Source organism: Salinisphaera sp. RV14, assembly GCF_052044135.1.
Taxonomy (GTDB): domain Bacteria; phylum Pseudomonadota; class Gammaproteobacteria; order Nevskiales; family Salinisphaeraceae; genus Salinisphaera.
In genome coordinates this window covers 18,344-34,370 of the sequence record NZ_JBQDYF010000010.1, presented here as the reverse complement: position 1 = coordinate 34,370, position 16,027 = coordinate 18,344, and the positions used below count along the sequence as shown (strand labels likewise).

General features: G+C 66.0%; 16 protein-coding genes. 11 read left to right on the top strand and 5 right to left on the bottom strand.

The window, feature by feature from the left end; all coding sequences use genetic code 11:
• Nucleotides 1-30 precede the first annotated feature (30 nt).
• The gene (locus ACS8Y6_RS11380) at nucleotides 31-1,542 is read left to right on the top strand and encodes a protein adenylyltransferase SelO (RefSeq protein ID WP_440848912.1); all 1,512 of its coding nucleotides are present in this window, start codon (nucleotides 31-33) and stop codon (nucleotides 1,540-1,542) included.
• Between the two features lie 19 nt (nucleotides 1,543-1,561).
• Here the strand turns inward: ACS8Y6_RS11380 and ACS8Y6_RS11375 are convergent, their stop codons facing one another.
• A complete protein-coding gene (locus tag ACS8Y6_RS11375; RefSeq protein ID WP_440855599.1) occupies nucleotides 1,562-2,686 on the bottom strand; it encodes an enoyl-CoA hydratase/isomerase family protein in 1,125 nt (374 codons plus the stop codon).
• A 135-nt stretch (nucleotides 2,687-2,821) separates the two neighbouring features.
• Between ACS8Y6_RS11375 and ACS8Y6_RS11370 the strand changes: the two genes are divergently transcribed.
• Entirely contained in the window at nucleotides 2,822-3,076 is a 255-nt protein-coding gene (locus tag ACS8Y6_RS11370) for an Lpp/OprI family alanine-zipper lipoprotein (RefSeq protein WP_109993218.1), read from the top strand.
• Between the two features lie 102 nt (nucleotides 3,077-3,178).
• On the opposite strand, the gene ACS8Y6_RS11365 is transcribed toward ACS8Y6_RS11370, so the two are convergent.
• The 3 genes from ACS8Y6_RS11365 to ACS8Y6_RS11355 form a co-directional block, all read right to left on the bottom strand.
• Nucleotides 3,179-4,156: a L,D-transpeptidase family protein gene (locus ACS8Y6_RS11365; RefSeq protein ID WP_440848914.1), complete on the bottom strand. Its 978-nt coding sequence runs from the start codon at nucleotides 4,154-4,156 to the stop codon at nucleotides 3,179-3,181.
• Nucleotides 4,157-4,222: 66 nt separating this feature from the next.
• On the bottom strand, nucleotides 4,223-4,867 hold the full coding sequence (pdxH, locus tag ACS8Y6_RS11360) for a pyridoxamine 5'-phosphate oxidase (RefSeq protein ID WP_440855598.1): 645 nt from the start codon (nucleotides 4,865-4,867) through the stop codon (nucleotides 4,223-4,225).
• Between the two features lie 28 nt (nucleotides 4,868-4,895).
• Nucleotides 4,896-5,105, bottom strand: a complete 210-nt coding sequence (locus ACS8Y6_RS11355) for a dodecin (protein WP_440848916.1) — start codon at nucleotides 5,103-5,105, stop codon at nucleotides 4,896-4,898.
• A gap of 263 nt (nucleotides 5,106-5,368) precedes the next feature.
• Between ACS8Y6_RS11355 and ACS8Y6_RS11350 the strand changes: the two genes are divergently transcribed.
• From ACS8Y6_RS11350 to ACS8Y6_RS11325, 6 genes are all read left to right on the top strand, one after another.
• Nucleotides 5,369-6,355 carry an acrylyl-CoA reductase family protein gene (locus ACS8Y6_RS11350; protein WP_440855597.1) on the top strand — a complete coding sequence of 329 codons (987 nt, stop codon included), beginning with the start codon at nucleotides 5,369-5,371 and terminating at the stop codon, nucleotides 6,353-6,355.
• Between the two features lie 34 nt (nucleotides 6,356-6,389).
• Nucleotides 6,390-7,520, top strand: a complete 1,131-nt coding sequence (gene prpC, locus ACS8Y6_RS11345) for a bifunctional 2-methylcitrate synthase/citrate synthase (RefSeq protein WP_440855596.1) — start codon at nucleotides 6,390-6,392, stop codon at nucleotides 7,518-7,520.
• Nucleotides 7,521-7,558: 38 nt separating this feature from the next.
• Nucleotides 7,559-7,951: an MAPEG family protein gene (locus tag ACS8Y6_RS11340; RefSeq protein ID WP_440848919.1), complete on the top strand. Its 393-nt coding sequence runs from the start codon at nucleotides 7,559-7,561 to the stop codon at nucleotides 7,949-7,951.
• Between the two features lie 137 nt (nucleotides 7,952-8,088).
• Nucleotides 8,089-9,747 (top strand): WS/DGAT/MGAT family O-acyltransferase, encoded by a 1,659-nt coding sequence (locus ACS8Y6_RS11335; protein WP_440855595.1) that lies wholly within the window; start codon nucleotides 8,089-8,091, stop codon nucleotides 9,745-9,747.
• Between the two features lie 33 nt (nucleotides 9,748-9,780).
• Nucleotides 9,781-11,226: a bifunctional 2-methylcitrate dehydratase/aconitate hydratase gene (locus ACS8Y6_RS11330; RefSeq protein ID WP_440848921.1), complete on the top strand. Its 1,446-nt coding sequence runs from the start codon at nucleotides 9,781-9,783 to the stop codon at nucleotides 11,224-11,226.
• Nucleotides 11,227-11,606: 380 nt separating this feature from the next.
• Nucleotides 11,607-11,882, top strand: a complete 276-nt coding sequence (locus ACS8Y6_RS11325; protein ID WP_440848922.1) for a hypothetical protein — start codon at nucleotides 11,607-11,609, stop codon at nucleotides 11,880-11,882.
• Nucleotides 11,883-11,916: 34 nt separating this feature from the next.
• On the opposite strand, the gene ACS8Y6_RS11320 is transcribed toward ACS8Y6_RS11325, so the two are convergent.
• Nucleotides 11,917-12,285 carry a hypothetical protein gene (locus ACS8Y6_RS11320; RefSeq protein ID WP_440848923.1) on the bottom strand — a complete coding sequence of 123 codons (369 nt, stop codon included), beginning with the start codon at nucleotides 12,283-12,285 and terminating at the stop codon, nucleotides 11,917-11,919.
• Between the two features lie 244 nt (nucleotides 12,286-12,529).
• Here ACS8Y6_RS11320 and ACS8Y6_RS11315 point away from each other — a divergent pair, with 244 nt between their 5' ends.
• The 3 genes from ACS8Y6_RS11315 to ACS8Y6_RS11305 all read left to right on the top strand — a co-directional run bounded on the left by ACS8Y6_RS11315 (nucleotide 12,530) and on the right by ACS8Y6_RS11305 (nucleotide 16,004).
• Nucleotides 12,530-14,239 carry a glutamine--tRNA ligase/YqeY domain fusion protein gene (locus ACS8Y6_RS11315; protein WP_440855594.1) on the top strand — a complete coding sequence of 570 codons (1,710 nt, stop codon included), beginning with the start codon at nucleotides 12,530-12,532 and terminating at the stop codon, nucleotides 14,237-14,239.
• Nucleotides 14,240-14,411: 172 nt separating this feature from the next.
• Nucleotides 14,412-15,059, top strand: a complete 648-nt coding sequence (rsmG, locus tag ACS8Y6_RS11310; protein ID WP_440848925.1) for a 16S rRNA (guanine(527)-N(7))-methyltransferase RsmG — start codon at nucleotides 14,412-14,414, stop codon at nucleotides 15,057-15,059.
• 105 nt (nucleotides 15,060-15,164) lie between these two features.
• Complete coding sequence (locus ACS8Y6_RS11305; protein ID WP_440848926.1) at nucleotides 15,165-16,004, top strand: ParA family protein; 840 nt, start codon at nucleotides 15,165-15,167, stop codon at nucleotides 16,002-16,004.
• The last annotated feature ends 23 nt before the right edge of the window (nucleotides 16,005-16,027 follow it).

Below are 16,027 nucleotides of genomic sequence, written 5' to 3'. Positions count from 1 at the left end.
TGATGGTGGCGTCGCCGCAAGGGTCGAAACATGAGCACAGTCCCCGATACAACCGACATCTGGGCGCTGGATTGGCGTAATCACGGCGCGGCCATGGGCGAGCCGTGGTACACGCGCCAGCAGCCCACCGCAATCGACGCACCGTATCCGGTGGTGTTCAACGACGATGTGGCAGCGCTGCTCGATATCGATGGTCAGCGCGCACGCCGGGAAGGCTATGCCGAGGTGCTGTCGGGCAACCGCGTGCCGGCGGGTGCGGCGCCGGTGTCGCATCGCTACGGCGGCCACCAGTTCGGCGTCTGGGCGGGCCAGCTCGGCGATGGCCGGGCGATCACGCTGGGCGATGTCGTCAACGGCCGTGGCCAGCGTTACGACATCCAGCTCAAGGGCGCTGGCAGAACGCCGTATTCCCGCTTCGCCGACGGCCGCGCCGTGCTGCGTTCGACCGTGCGGGAATATCTGGGCAGCGAGGCCCTGGCCGGGCTGGGTATTCCCACCACGCGCGCGCTGGCCATCGTCGGTAGCGATGCACCAGTCTATCGGGAAACGGTCGAGACCTCGGCGATACTCACCCGGGTCGCGCCCTCGCTGGTGCGCTTCGGCAGCTTCGAGATGCTGTTCTACAACCGCCAGTTCGACCAACTCGCGCCGTTGGCCGATCATGTTATCGCCAGTCACCACGCCCGGGTCGCCGCCATCGACGGCGATGCCGAGCGTTACCGGGCCTGGGTGGCGGAGGTGATCGGCGTGACCGCGGAGCTGGTGGCCGATTGGCAGGCCGTGGGTTTCTGCCATGGCGTGCTCAACACCGACAACATGTCGGTGCTGGGCCTGACCCTGGACTACGGTCCGTTCGGTTTCATGGACAGCTTCGATCCGCAGTGGATCTGCAACCATACCGACGAAGCCGGCCGTTATGCCTACAACCAGCAGCCGGCGGTGGGGCTGTGGAATCTTGGCCGGTTCGTTCAGGCCATACTGCCGCTGCTGGCCGACGAGCCGGAAGCCGCGGTGGAAATCGGCCAGCAACTGCTCGCGGATTATCGCGGGCTTTATGACCAGGCGTATCAAGCACGCATGCGCGCCAAGCTGGGGCTGCTCGATGGCGCGGAGGGCGACGCCGAGTTGATCGAACAGCTGCTCAGGATCATGGCCGTCGACGGTGCGGACTTTACGCGCACATTTCGTGCGCTGGGCCATGTCTCGGCCGACCCGAAGGCCACGGGCGCCCCGTTCGTCGATGAATTCGTCGAGCGCGACGCGGCACTGTCCTGGCTGGCCGACTGGCGGACGCGGCTCGGCGCCACCGACGCCGACGACGCACAGCGGGCCGAGCGCATGCGGCTGGTCAATCCGAAGTATGTGTTGCGCAACTACCTGGCCCAGGACGCCATCGAGCGTGCCCGGCAGGGCGACTACGGTGAAATCGAGCGCCTGCACGCGATTCTGCGCCGCCCCTTCGATGAACAGCCCGAGCACGCCGACTACGCGCGCCTGCCGCCGGACTGGGCGCGCGGTCTGGTGTTGAGCTGTTCGTCGTAGTCGCGGCGCGCGACATCATTCAGAGCGCCGCCGGTACCAGCGCCGCCAACGGGTGAGCGCCGGTCCAGGCCGGCTGGAAATGCGCGTCGACGTAATCGGGCGGCACGTCGGCCACGCTCGCATATCGCCAGCGGGGCTGGCGATCCTTGTCCACCAGCAGCGCCCGGACGCCTTCCGGTAGATCCGGGCGCGCGCAGCATTGCAGCGCCATGGCCAGTTCCGTGCGCGCGACCTCGGCCAGCGACATGAAGCAGCCGATCTCGAGCTGGCGGTGAACGAGATGGGCCGTTACCGGGCAGCCGGCGGCGATATTGGCCCCGGCTTCGGCCAGCCAGGGGTCCTCGGCTGCGGCCAGTGCCGACAGGCGCGCCACGATCGTGACCAGGTCGGAGCCGGTGGCGGCCGTGCGCAGGGTATCCAGATGCGTGACCAGACGGGCATCGCCAGCGGTCGCGGCCGGCCGATTCCCTTCGGCGCGCCCGAGCACATCGGCCACCGTCGCCTGCGGATCCGACCAGTCCTCGACCGCGGTCAGCGCATCGACCACGTCGCGCTTGGCCGCATGCGCGATCGCGTGATCCGCCAGCCCCGCGAACAGACTGTCGGCGGCGTTGAGCGTGGCGCCGGTCAGCGCAATGAAGCGGGCGAGATAACGCGGCAGGCGATTGAAGAACCAGGTCGCCGCGCAGTCGGGGAACAGACCGATCTTGATTTCGGGCATCGCCAGGCGCGAGGTTTCGGTGACCACCCGGTGGCTCGCGCCGGAGAACACGCCCATGCCGCCGCCCATGACGATACCGTGCCCCCACGCGATGCACGGCGTTTTCAGGCGGTGCAGATCGTGGCAGAGCTGGTATTCATGCGTGAAGAAGCGGCGCGGATAGTCCGGATCGGCGTCGCCGATGGCCGAGCGGTACAGGTTCACGACGTCGCCACCGGCGCAGAAAGCCTTGTCCGAATCGGCATCGATCAGAATCGCGACCACATCCTCGCGGGCCTCCCAGCGTTTGACTGCGGCCTGGATGGCCTCGACCATGTCCAGACGCAACGCATTGAGTGCCGCCGGGTTATCCAGTGTGAGATGGCCGAGCCGGGTGTCGTTGTTCAGTTTAATTTCAGTTTCGTGTACCCGACGGTCGCTCATGCGTGTGCTCCTCGGTTCAAAAGACATGGGCCGGAAGGCCTGATCGTATCAACAACGAAACGAAGTTATGCTAGATTTAATTAGCACGGTCGGGGGTTTCCGGTCGGGGCAAAGCAATAATCAGGAGTTGCTATTATGATCAAGACGGTTTTGAAGACGGCCTTTGCTGTCGGCATCGTTGCGGCCGCCGCGGGTTGTGCCAGCCAGAATGGCGCGCTGAAATCGCAGGTAGATCAGGCCACGCGCAAGGCTGAATCGGCTCAGTCGACCGCCAATGAGGCTCAGCAGACGGCCAACCAGGCCCTGCAGACGGCCAACCAGGCGAAGTCGATGGCGCAGTCGAACTCGCAGCGTATGGAGCGTATGTTCAAGACTTCTCAGCAGAAGTAAGCGCGCTCGTCAGCGGGTTCGACCCGCTTGGGAAAAGCCCTGCCTTTTGGCGGGGCTTTTTTTGTGGCTATCGCGCGCGGCGGAGCCCCTGTCCAGGCGCGATCAACTCGAGGCGGCATCGGCATGGGCCGTGGTATTCGGATCGTGCTTGTGCGGATCGGTACCGATCGCCTCCGGTATGCTATTGGCGTCGTGCACGACCTTCTCGGCCTTGTTCCAGTTCACGGGGGCATTGGGCTCGTTCTTGGTCGCGGCGATGAGCGCCTGAACCCAGGGCGTATAGGATTGCACTGGCTTGCCGCCTTCCGGGTTCGGCGGTTGCACTTCCATCATCAGCGTAGCGCCCTTCCAGCCGACCTTGTAGGGCTCGCTGACGATATTGACCGGTGTGCCCTTGGCCACCATCGAAAACAGGGCGGCGATATCCTCGGGAAATAGCCGGATACAGCCGTGTGACACGTGCATGCCGATGCCGGCCGGCTTGTTGGTGCCATGAATCAGATACGAGGGCAGGCCCAGGCGCAGCGCGTACTGGCCCAGCGGGTTGTTCGGGCCGGCGGGCACGACGTCGGGGAGCGGGTCGCCTTTCTTGGCGTGTTCGGCCTTGATCGATGGCGGTGGCGTCCAGGTTGGATGCGGGATTTTTTGCGCCACGTGGGTATGGGTTACCGGCGTGGCCCACCCCTGGCGACCGATGCCCACCGGGAAGGTGAAGACCTTGCCGGCATACCGGCTGCCCTTGGGCGGGAAGTAGTAGATCCGCATCTCCGGCCGATTGATGACGATGCCGCGGCGCGGCACGTTGGGCAGCACATACTCGGTGGGGATCACCAGCGGCGTGCCGTCGCCCGGCAGCCAGGGGTCGACGTTCGGGTTGGCCTCGCGCAGGTCGCGGTAGCCGACGTCGTATTTGCGCGCCAGCTTCACGAACGTGTCGGATTTCTTGGTCTTTATGTGCTGAATGTGGCCGACCACATCCGATCCGGGCGGCGGCATGTCGTACATCGCTGCCAGCGCCGGCGCCGTGGTGAATACGAACAACAGGCAGGCCAGCCGGGCAACCAAACGCAACGGACTCATTTCATCTCCAAACGGCAACGGCGGCCCGGGTTGGCCGCGCGGCGGGGCGCATCGGGGGGTGGGCGATCAGGGCGCGAGGCGTTCGAGGCGCCATCCGGCCTGTGCGTCCCGGATATAGCGTAGTCGATCGTGCAGACGGCTGCGCCGGGCCTGCCAGAACTCGATCGCTTCGGGCGCCACGAGATAGCCGCCCCAGTGGCCGGGGCGCGGCACCTCGCGATCATGGAATCGGGCTTCGGCCTCGGCCAGACGTTGTTCCAGCTCGGCACGCCCGGCCAGCGGCCGGCTCTGCGGGGAGGCATGCGCGCCGAGCCGGCTGCCACGCGAGCGACGCTCGAAATAGGCATCGGATACGGCGGGGTCGAGCCGGGTGACCGGGCCGGTCACCCGAACCTGGCGCTCGATCGGTTCCCACCAGAACACCAGGGCGGCCTGCGGGTTTGCGGCCAGCGCGGCGCCCTTGCGGCTCTCGTAATTGGTGTAGAAACGAAAGCCGGTGTCGTCGAAGCCTTTCAGAAGCACGATCCGCGCCGACGGCGTGCCATCCGGGTCGACCGTGGCCAGGGTCATCGCGGTAGGCTCGCGCAGGCCGCATCCGGCCGCTGCCTGGTACCAGTCGGCAAAAAGCGCGAGCGGATCGGGCGGCGCATTGGCCTCGATCAGATCGGCACGGTCCAGATCACCCTGCCAGGTACTGGGCTGGTCGCTCATCGGCATGGCCTCGGCAACATGGGTTCGATCAGTTATCCAGGGTGAACCCGATCTTCACGGTCACCTGCCAGTGCGCGATTTCGTCGCCATCGATGTGGCCGCGGGTATCGACCACCTGGAACCAGCGCATGTGCTTGATGGTCTTGGCCGCTGCGGCGACGGCCTTGCGCACGGCATCTTCCTGGCTGGTCTCGGAGGAGCCGGTCAGTTCGATGGATTTGTAAACGTTGTCGCTCATCGCAGATCATCAGCGGTGGTTGGATGATGCGGCAAGCCTACGCCGAGCCTGATTCGCGCTCAAGCCTGCCCGCGCGGGCCCGGCCGGTGTCGGCCCCGGGCGGCGTGGCAATGCGCGGCGTGCCGGGCTGCGGTCGCAGGGCCGAGGGCTCCGGTACGGCCGTGTGCCGCCGCACCGGAGCCCGTCCGCGCCAGCGGCGCAACAGATCGCCGGCCTGCTGTGTTAAAAAAGTGGTGTTTTCACTTGCACATCGGGAGCCCGCCGTGAGAGCGCTGCGGATCATTGACACCGACGACGGCCCACGCGGCCGGATCACCGAGATGGACCCGGCCGAACTGACCGCCGGGGCGGTGGTGATCGAGGCCCGTTATTCGAGTTTGAACTACAAGGATGCGCTGGCGATCACCGGCGCCGGCCGGATCGCACGCAGGCGGCCGCTGAATGCCGGTATCGACGTGGCCGGCGTGGTCCGCGCCAGCGAGGACGAGCGCTTTGCGCCGGGGGACGCGGTGCTGGTGACCGGCTGGCAGTTGTCCGAAACGCGCGACGGCGGTCTGGCCGAGACCGTGCGCGTACCGGCGGACTGCGTGACCGCGCTGCCGGACGGCCTGACGCTGTGGCAGGCGATGGCGCTGGGCACGGCCGGGTTCACCGCGGGCCTTGCGGTAGCGCGGCTGCAGGATAATTTCCAGATGCCGACGGCCGGCCCGATTCTGGTCACCGGCGCTTCCGGCGGTGTCGGCATGTTCGCCATCCAGATGCTGGCCCAGGCCGGGTTCTCGCCGGTCGCCGTGACGCGCCGGGTCGAAGCCCAGGGCCCGGCGTTGCGCGACCTGGGGGCCCACGACGTGATCGCGCCGGCCGATCTGGACCTCGGCGGCAAGCCGCTGGGCAAGGAGCGCTATGGCGGCGCGATCGATACGCTGGGTGGTCCGGTGCTCGCCGACATGCTCGGCCAGATCGTCCAGTTCGGTAACGTGGCGGCGATCGGTCTGGCCGCCGGCCCCGGGCTGGAGATGACGGTTCTGCCTTTCATTCTGCGCGGTGTGTCATTGCTCGGCATCAATTCCGTGGAATGCCCGGCATCGCGCCGCGATGCCGTCTGGGGCGAACTGGCCGGCGCGCTCAAGCCGGCACAGCTCGATCGCATCGCCCATGAGACGATCGGGCTGGTGGATGTCCATGCCGTCTGCGATGCGATCATCGCGGGCGAGCATAGTGGTCGCACCGTGGTCGACGTCACGCGCTGATTCACGACATACACGAAACACGAGGAGATTTGTCATGGCCGAGAGCCAGAATACTGCGGGGCTGGCAGGCGTAACCGCCGGCAAGACGGCGATCTGTACGGTCGGCAAGGCCGGCGTCGGACTCACCTATCGCGGCTATGCCATCGATGACCTGGCCCGCCGCGCCGAGTTCGAGGAAGTGGCGTATCTGCTGCTGTACGGGGCGCTGCCGACGCGGTCGCAGCTGGCCGACTACAAGCGGCGTCTGGCGGCACGGCGCGGCCTGCCCGACGCGGTGAAGACCGCGCTGGAAGTGCTGCCGGCCGACACCCATCCCATGGATGTGATGCGTACCGGCGCCTCGGTGCTCGGCACCATCGAACAGGAAAACGACCCCGAGGCCCAGCAGCACGATGTAGCCGATCGCCTGCTCGCGGCGTTTCCGTCGATCCTGTTGTACTGGTACCACTTCACGCATTCCGGCGAGCGCATCGAGGTCGAGACCGACGACGACAAGATCGGTGCCCACTTCCTGCACCTGCTGCACGGGGTGCGCCCGGACGAGGAAGCCGTCAAGGCGATGTCGACCTCGCTGATCCTTTACGCCGAGCATGAATTCAATGCCTCGACCTTCACCGCGCGGGTGATCACGGCGACATTGTCGGATTTCTACTCGGCCGTGGTCGGCGCGATCGGCGCCCTGCGCGGGCCGCTGCACGGGGGGGCGAATGAAAAGGCCATGGCGCTGATCGAGTCGTTTTCCGATCCGGACGACGCCGAGGCCGGCCTGCGCCGCATGCTGGCGAACAAGGAAAAGATCATGGGCTTCGGCCATCGGGTCTACAAGACCGGCGACCCGCGCAACCCCATCATCAAGGCCTGGTCGGCGCAATTGGCCGGCGACGACGACGGCCGGCGCAATCTGTACGCGATCTCGGAGCGGCTCGAGCAGGTCATGCAGGACGAAAAGGGCATGTTCCCCAACGCCGACTTCTATCACGCCACGGCCTATCATTTTCTCGGTATTCCGACCGAGCTGTTCACCCCGATCTTCGTGATCTCGCGTCTGACCGGCTGGGGCGCGCATGTATTCGAGCAGCGCGCCGACAATCGCCTGATCCGCCCGAGCGCGGAATATGTGGGCCCGGAGACACGCGAGTACGTGCCGATCGACTCGCGTGGCTGAGGGCCGGCCATAAACCGACAACCCCAAGGGGGAATGCCATGATTCTGGCTTACTGGTGTGTTCTGATCGCCGCCTTCATGCCGCTGGCCTTCATCGGCTATGCGAAATTCGCCGGCGACAGCAAGATGGGCCCGCGCGAAAACCACAACCCGCGTGAATGGCTGGACGCCACCCAGGGCGCGAAAAAACGCGCCTATTGGGCCCAGCTCAACAGCTTCGAGGCTTTCCCGCCATTCGCCGCCGGTGTGATCATCGCCGGGATCGTCGGCGGCGCTATCGGCGCGATCAACACCCTGGCGGTATTGTTTATCGTGCTGCGGCTGGTCTATGGCTGGTGCTATATCACCGATCGCGCCAGCCTGCGCAGTCTGGTCTGGTTCGCTGCCACGGCCTGCACGGTGGGCCTGTTCATCACGGCGGCGGTGGGCTGAGCCGCGCCGGCCGACGCTGTCGCGATATCGGGGCAGGGCCCGATATCGCGACCGGTGATCGGCGTATGCTCGAATCCGAGTACCGGCTCGTATCCGGAGCCGGGGGCAAGAAAACAGTGGCGTGCGCGAGGTGCGCGATGCAGACGAAACGACTCAATCTGGTGGATACCGCGTGGCTCAACGTGGAAACCCCCAACGCACCGATGCAGGTCGGCGGCCTGCTGGCGTTCAGGCTGCCCGACGACGCACCGGCGGATTTCTGTGAGCGGCTGGTCGCGCACTGGCGTCGTTACTCGGTCGCGTATCGTCCGTGGAATCAGCGCCTGCGCTCGGGCCGCCTGCGCACGGTGGTGCCCGAGTGGGAGCTGCTCGACGAGATCGATGTCGACTATCATTTTCGGCATTCGGCATTGCCGTCGCCGGGGGGCGAGGTCGAACTCGGTACCCTGACTTCGCGGCTGCACAGCCACCCGATCGATTTCGATTACCCGCCCTGGGAATGTCACCTGATCGAAGGGCTGGAAAACCGGCGCTTTGCCTTGTATCTCAAGATCCACCATTCGTTGATCGATGGCGTGGCGGGCATGCGGCTGCTGGCGCGCGCCCTGGACGGCACCGCCGAAACCAGCGGGCGGCCGCCGTTCTGGGCCATCGAGCCGAAAAAACGTCGACGCAAGCCGCCGGAAGAACATCAACCCGGCCTGTACCGGGCCGCGGCCCAGATCGTCGCCGGCGCGAGTGAACAGGTCACATCGCTGTCGGGTTTCGCCAGCGTGGTCCGCGACATGTTGCGCGCCGCGCGTTCCGGCAAGAATGCGATGGGGCTGCCGTTCGCCGCGCCCAGTTCGGTGCTCAACGGCCGCATCACCGCGCCGCGCCGCTATGCCACTCAGCTGTATTCGCTGACCGAGCTCAAGAGCTTGGCCCGGGGCGCCGGCGGTACGGTCAACGACATCGTGCTCACGATCTGCGGTACCGCGCTGCGGCGTTATCTGATCGAGATCGACGCCTTGCCCAGGAAGTCGCTCACCGCCGGCATCCCGGTCTCCGTGCGCACCGCCGACAGCGACGACGAACACGGCAACGCGATCACCTTCATCATCTCGACCCTGGCCACCGACGAGCCCGACACCCGCAAGCGCTTCGAAACGATCGCCGCCTCGACGCGTTCAGCGAAAACGAGCCTGGAAAAACTGTCGGCTGCGGCGATTACCCAGTACACCATCGCTCTGATGTCGCCGTATATTCTTTCGCTCGTCTCGGGTATGGCCGGGCGCACGCGTCCGGTGTTCAACGTCACGGTGTCCAACCTGCCGGGGCCGCGCAAACCGTTGTTCATCAACGGTGCCGAGATGGAGGCCTTCTATCCGACCTCGCTGGTCACCCACGGGCAGGCGCTCAATATCACCGTGCACGGCTATGCCGACACGCTTGGCTTCGGGTTCATCGGCTGCCGCGACAGCCTGCCCTCGCTGCAGCATATCGCCGTGTATGCCGGCGAGGCGCTCGACGAATTGCGCCAGCTCTACGGCCCGGAGAAGGCGACACCGACCGCCGTCGCACCCGCGAGCCCGGCGGCGACCGTCGGCAACAAGCCGGCAGCCCGGCGGACATCCGGCGGCAAGACGACGGCGAAACCCCGGCGCACGGGGCGCCCGGCGCAGTCGAATCGCCAGGGCCCGCACGGCAAGACCGCCGGTAATAGCGAGCCCGGCGGCGATGCGGCGAAGAACAAGCCCCGGGGCACGACAGCCGAGAAGCGCTCGTCCGGCCGTGCCGATGAATCGAACAACTAGCCGCCGAACCGGCGACAACGAACTGCAGGTGTTATGAGTCACGATATCCGTTCCGCCTCCCGCGCGCCCTTCGATACCGTTCTCACAAAAATCGCGGATTATGTCTGCGATGTCGAGATCGATAGTGCCGAAGCCCTGGAAACCGCGCGTTACTGCCTGATCGACACCCTGGGCTGCGGCCTGCAGGCGCTGTCCTATCCGGCCTGCACCAAACTGATGGGGCCGGTGGTCGAAGGCGCCACACTCGAACACGGCGCCCGTGTGCCGGGTACGTCCTATGCGCTCGACCCGGTCACCGCCGCCTTCAACATCGGCTGCATGATCCGCTGGCTGGACTTCAACGACACCTGGCTGGCCGCCGAATGGGGCCATCCGTCCGACAACCTCGGCGGTATTCTCGCGGTCGCCGACTATGTCTCGCGCCGCAAGATCGCCAAGGGTGGCGCGCCGCTGACGCTGCGCGACGTGCTCGTGGCCATGGTCAAGGCGCACGAAATCCAGGGCGTGCTAGCGCTGGAAAACAGCTTCAACCGCGTCGGGCTCGACCACGTGCTGCTCGTGCGCGTTGCCACCTGCGCGGTCGTCACACGGATGCTCGGCGGCAGCAAGGAAGAAGTGACCAACGCGGTGTCGCATGCCTTCATCGACGGTGGCGCGCTGCGCACCTATCGGCATGCCCCGAATACCGGCCCGCGCAAGTCCTGGGCCGCGGGCGATGCCACGTCCAGGGGTGTGCTGCTGGCCCTGCGCGTGCTGCGCGGCGAGATCGGTTATCCCTCGGCGCTGACCGCGCCGACCTGGGGCTTCCAGGACGCGCTGTTCCGGGGTGAGGCGCTCACCCTCGGCCAGGAATTCGGCAGCTATGTCATGGAACAAGTGCTGTTCAAGATCAGCTTCCCGGCGGAATTTCATGCCCAGACCGCGGTCGAGGCGGCACTTACCCTGCATCCCGAGGTGGCCGGCCGGCTCGACGACATCGAAAAGATCGTGATCGAGACCCAGGAGTCTGGTGTGCGCATCATCGACAAGACCGGCCCGTTGGACAACCCGGCCGATCGCGACCACTGCCTGCAGTACATGGTGGCCGTGCCGCTGATCCTCGGCCGCCTGACCGCGGCCGATTACGAGGACGCGGTCGCGGCCGATCCGCGCATCGACGCCCTGCGCGACAGGATGACCGTGACCGAGAACGCGCGCTTCACCCGCGAATATCTCGAGGCTGACAAGCGCGCCATCGGCAACGCGGTGCAGGTGTTTTTCCGCGATGGCTCGGCGACCGAGAAGGTCTCGGTGGACTACCCGATCGGCCATCGCCGGCGGCGCGCCGAGGGCATTCCGGAATTGAAGAAGAAGTTCGAAGCCAGTCTTGCGTTGAAGATCGCGCCCAAGAACGCGGCCCGCATCCACCAAATCGTGGCCGATCAGGCGACGACCGAGGCGACGCCCGTGCCCGATTTCACCGATCTGTTCGTGGTCTAGGGCCTGTTGCCGTTTCGTACACGTGCCGCGTTGGAGACCGCAAATCCGTCGAGACAAGGCGCGCGTCGCCGGTCGTGGCGAGCCACGATCAAGACGCGCAACGCCGTATCGGGGGATTTGCGGCCCAACCCTTCGGGACAAGCGCTGTTTTGCGGCAATACAGCGTTGGTGCTCTCTCACGTAGAACAACTACGCTACGTTCGCTACGCCTCGTCTTGCCGCAAAACTGCGCTTGGCGCGGACGCGGACGAAACGGCAACAGGCCCTGGGCCGGCCCGGCCGCGATCGACCGGAGGCTGTCATGCCCGAAACCGTCATCGGCTGTCCGATTTCCGACGCGCTGGCCGAACGCGTCCGCCGCATCATCGACGGGTTGCGCCATGCCCCCGGGGCAGATGCAGCGTGAGCAGGTGCTCGAACTCACCGTCGAGCTGAGCGAGATATCGTTCGATTATCATTTTCAGCGACCGCTGCGGACGCTGGGTGTGGGATTCGGTACCCGCAAGCGCATCCACTACGGGTTGAAGGGCGCCATGCGGGTGATTCGCTCCAGCATGCGGCGTGTCATTCGCGGGCTCGATCAGGACCGCTACGCCCGGGTGGCGGATTTCCTGGGAGACGCTTGTTTTCCGGAGGCGGCCGGCGCCCGATCCTGACGCGCGGGATCGGCTGCCGGCCACTTTCCACGACTTACCAGCGGCCGAACACGCCACGGTCGCCATCATGATCGTACCTGCCATCGCGGGCGTAGCGGTGCGCCGGGTAGCGCCGGTAATCCCGGCGATAGTGATCGCGATCGCGCCGCTCGCCGCGCCATCCGTAGCGATCCTCGTGATGATAGCGGTGGTCGTTATGGTCGCCGTGGTCGCGCCCCCGATAGCGTTCATGGTCGCGATGAACGGTTCGATCACGGTGGAGCTCCACGTTGGCCCGATCGTGGTGATCGAAATCATGCGCCTGGGCGGCGCCGATGCCGGCGCCGAGCAGCGCCAGGCCGCCCAGCGGCGCGGCCAGCCGCGCGAACCAGCGCGAACGGCGGGTTGGGGTGGGGTTGTTCATGGGGATCTCCTGGGCGAGCTTGCGGCCCGTTGTGTGATTTCAGCTCGACTCTATCCTGTTTGTATGAATCGTTCATTAACAACTGAACGTTAAATTGATCATGACGGTCGACCGTTGTCGCCGCGCGCATGTGGCGTGTTCATCTCGCCAGTGATCCGTTACAACCCGTTATAATTCGGTGCTGTTTCGTGACGGGGCGCCATGCCCGTCGATCTTCGCGCTGCGTATTGATGAGCCGGCCGCTATGAGCAACAACAACGCCCACGACGCCGCCGCCGAAAAAACCGGTGGCACCAATTTCCTGCGCACGCTGATCGCCGAGCAGATCGCCTCGGGCGAGCATCAGGGCGAGGTCGTGACCCGGTTTCCGCCGGAGCCGAACGGTTATCTGCACATCGGCCATGCGGCCTCGATCTGCCTTAACTTCGGGCTGGCCGAATATTTCGATGGCCGCTGCCGATTGCGCTTCGACGACACCAATCCCGACGCCGAGGACCAGGAGTACATCGACTCCATTCAGGCCGACATCCATTGGCTGGGCTTCGAATGGGACGGCGAGGTGCGCTATACCTCCGATTATTTCGACACGCTCTACGACTATGCCCTGACCCTGATCGATGCCGGGCTGGCCTATGTCGACGAGCTCACGCCCGAACAGATTCGCGAGTATCGCGGCACGCTCACCGAACCGGGCACCAACAGCCCCTACCGCGATCGCGACCCGGCCGAGAGCCGGGCCATTTTCACGGCGATGGCGAACGGCGACTACGCGGAAGGTGCCGCCAGCCTGCGCGCGAAGATCGACATGGCGTCCGGCAACATCAACCTGCGCGATCCGGTGATCTACCGCATCCGCAACAAGGCCCATCACCAGACCGGCAACAAGTGGTGCGTCTATCCCTCCTACGATTTCGCCCACGGCCAGTCCGATGCCATCGAGGGCGTGACGCACTCGATTTGTACGCTGGAATTCGAGGATCACCGCCCGCTGTACAACTGGCTGATCGCGCACCTGCCGGTGCCGAGCCGGCCGGTGCAGTACGAGTTCGCGCGGGTCAATCTCAACTACACCATCACCAGCAAGCGCAAGCTGCGCCGGCTGGTCGACGAGAGCATCGTCGACGGCTGGGACGACCCGCGCATGCCGACCATTGCCGGTATCCGGCGGCGCGGCTATACCCCCGAATCCATTCGGCGTTTCTGCGAGATGGTGGGGGTGTCGCGCAGCGGCGGCACGGTCGACGCGGCCATGCTCGAACACGCGATCCGCGATGACCTGAACACCAACGCGGCGCGGGCGATGTGCGTGATCGAGCCGTTGAAGGTGGTGATCACCAACTGGGAGCAAGGCCGCGTCGAGACGCTGGCTGCGCCGGGCCATCCCAACCGCGACGACATGGGCGAGCGTGCCTTGCCGCTGACGCGCGAGATCTATATCGAGCAAGAGGATTTCCGCGAACAGGCGAACAAGAAGTACAAGCGGCTCGTGCTCGGCAAGAAAGTGCGGCTGCGCAATGCCTATGTCATCGAGGCGCACGACGTGGTCAGGAACGACGCGGGAGAGATCGTCGAGGTGCATTGCACCTACGACCCGGATACCCTCGGCGCCAATCCTGCCGATGGCAGCAAACCCAAGGGTGTCATCCACTGGGTTTCGGCCAGCCATGGCAAGCAGGCGCTGGTGCGGGTCTACGACCGCCTGTTCTCGGTCGAGAACCCGGGCCGCGAGGACGAACTGCTCGACGGCCTGAACCCGTTTTCGCTGACCGTGCATGAAGGCTGCTGGATCGAGCCCGATGCCGCGGAAGTGGCGCCCGAAACCCGGCTGCAGTTCGAACGCACGGGGTATTTCGTTGCCGATCGATACGATCACGTGCCGGGCGCGCCGGTGTTCAATCGTGTGGTCGCCCTGCGCGACACCTGGGCCAAGATCGAAGCACGCGGCGAATCGTGAGCCCGGCGGGCGGCGCGGATCGGCGGTGACGCGCGGACTTGGCCGGTGTGTCCGTGGCCGGATCGCCGGATCGAGCCGGCGGCGATCATGCGCGATCAAGGCCGGTCCCGCGTCCGTCTGAAAACCGGTATCCTGCCGGGCTTTGCCGGATCACATCGGGGGATCGATCGCCATGGCCATGACCGACTGGGACGCATGCGGACAACGGCTGGGCGCCGGCATGGAGGCCCTGGGGCTGGCGGTCGCCGACGACGTCCGCGATCGTCTGGTCGCTTATCTGCGCGAACTGAACACCTGGAACGCCACCTATAACCTCACCGCCGTGCGTGACCCGGAGGCGATGGTCACGCGGCATCTGCTGGATTGTCTGGCCATCGCCGATTTCGTGGTGGGGGCGAACCTCGCCGATGTCGGCGCCGGGCCGGGGCTGCCGGGGCTGGTGCTGGCGATCGCCCGCCCGCGGCTCGCGGTCACGCTGGTCGAGTCGAACCGCAAGAAGGCCACGTTTCTGCGCCATGTGCGCCGCCAGCTCGAGCTGGCGCACGTCGATGTGGTCCAGTCGCGGGTCGAGGACTTCAGCCCGCCGCAGCGTTTCGACTGCGTGGTCACGCGGGCGTTCGCCACCGCCGGCGATACGGTGCGCGGCGCCGGCCATCTGATCGCGCCGGGCGGGCGTTTCGTGCTCATGAAGGGGCGCGACCCGGCCGCCGAAATGGATGACCTGCCGCTGGCCTTTCGGCATGTCGAAACCGTGCGCGTGACCGTGCCGGGGCTCGGTGCGGAACGACATGTCGCGATTCTCGAGCCCGGGCTGATCTAGGCGGTGCCGCGCGGGGCGGCACCGGCCTGTTCCCGCATGCGATAAACTCGGGTCGCACACGACTCGGGGCCATTTCACCCGGCGCCAACCGCCAGGCTGTTTTTCATGAGCAACATCATCGCCATAGCCAACCAGAAGGGCGGTGTGGGCAAGACCACCACCGCCATCAATCTGGCCGCCGCGCTGGCCGAGGCCGAGCAACGCGTGCTGCTGGTCGACATGGATGCCCAGGGCAATGCCACCATGGGCGTGGGCGTGGACAAGAACGCGCTCGAGGCAACGGTCTGCGATTTCCTGCTCGGCGACAAGGGCGTGGCGGAGGCGTTGGAAGTCGTCGCCGACGGCCAGTTCTATCTGCTGGGCGCCAACGGCGACATGACGGCGGCCGAAGTGGGGCTGCGCGAGCGCGGCGGCGGACGTTCCGCGTTGAAGGACGCGCTGTCCTCGATCGCCGACAGCTTTGATTATGTCGTCATCGACTGCCCGCCGGCGCTGTCCATGCTCACGATCAACGCGCTGGTCGCCGCGCGCGGCGTGATCATCCCCATGCAATGTGAATATTACGCCCTGGAAGGGCTCTCGGCCCTGCTGGAGACGATCGACAGCGTGCGCCAGCGGATCAATCCCGAGCTGGCCGTCGAGGGCGTGTTGCGTACCATGTATGACGGACGCAACCGCCTGACCGGCGATGTCTCGGCCCAGTTGGTCGATTATTTCGGCGATTCCGTCTACAAGACCGTGATCCCGCGCAACGTCCGCCTGGCCGAGGCGCCGAGTCATGGTTTGTCGGTGCTCGCATACGACAGCAGCGCCACCGGCTCGGCCGCCTACCGGGCGTTGGCCGCCGAATTGCTGGGTCGCGACGACAACGAAGTGGTCGACGCGCCGACCGGCGGCGCCCGGCGTGCGGTATCCTCGTTGTTCGGGCGCCGGCGCAGGAGCTAGCGCCGGGCGCGCGCGAACCGCGG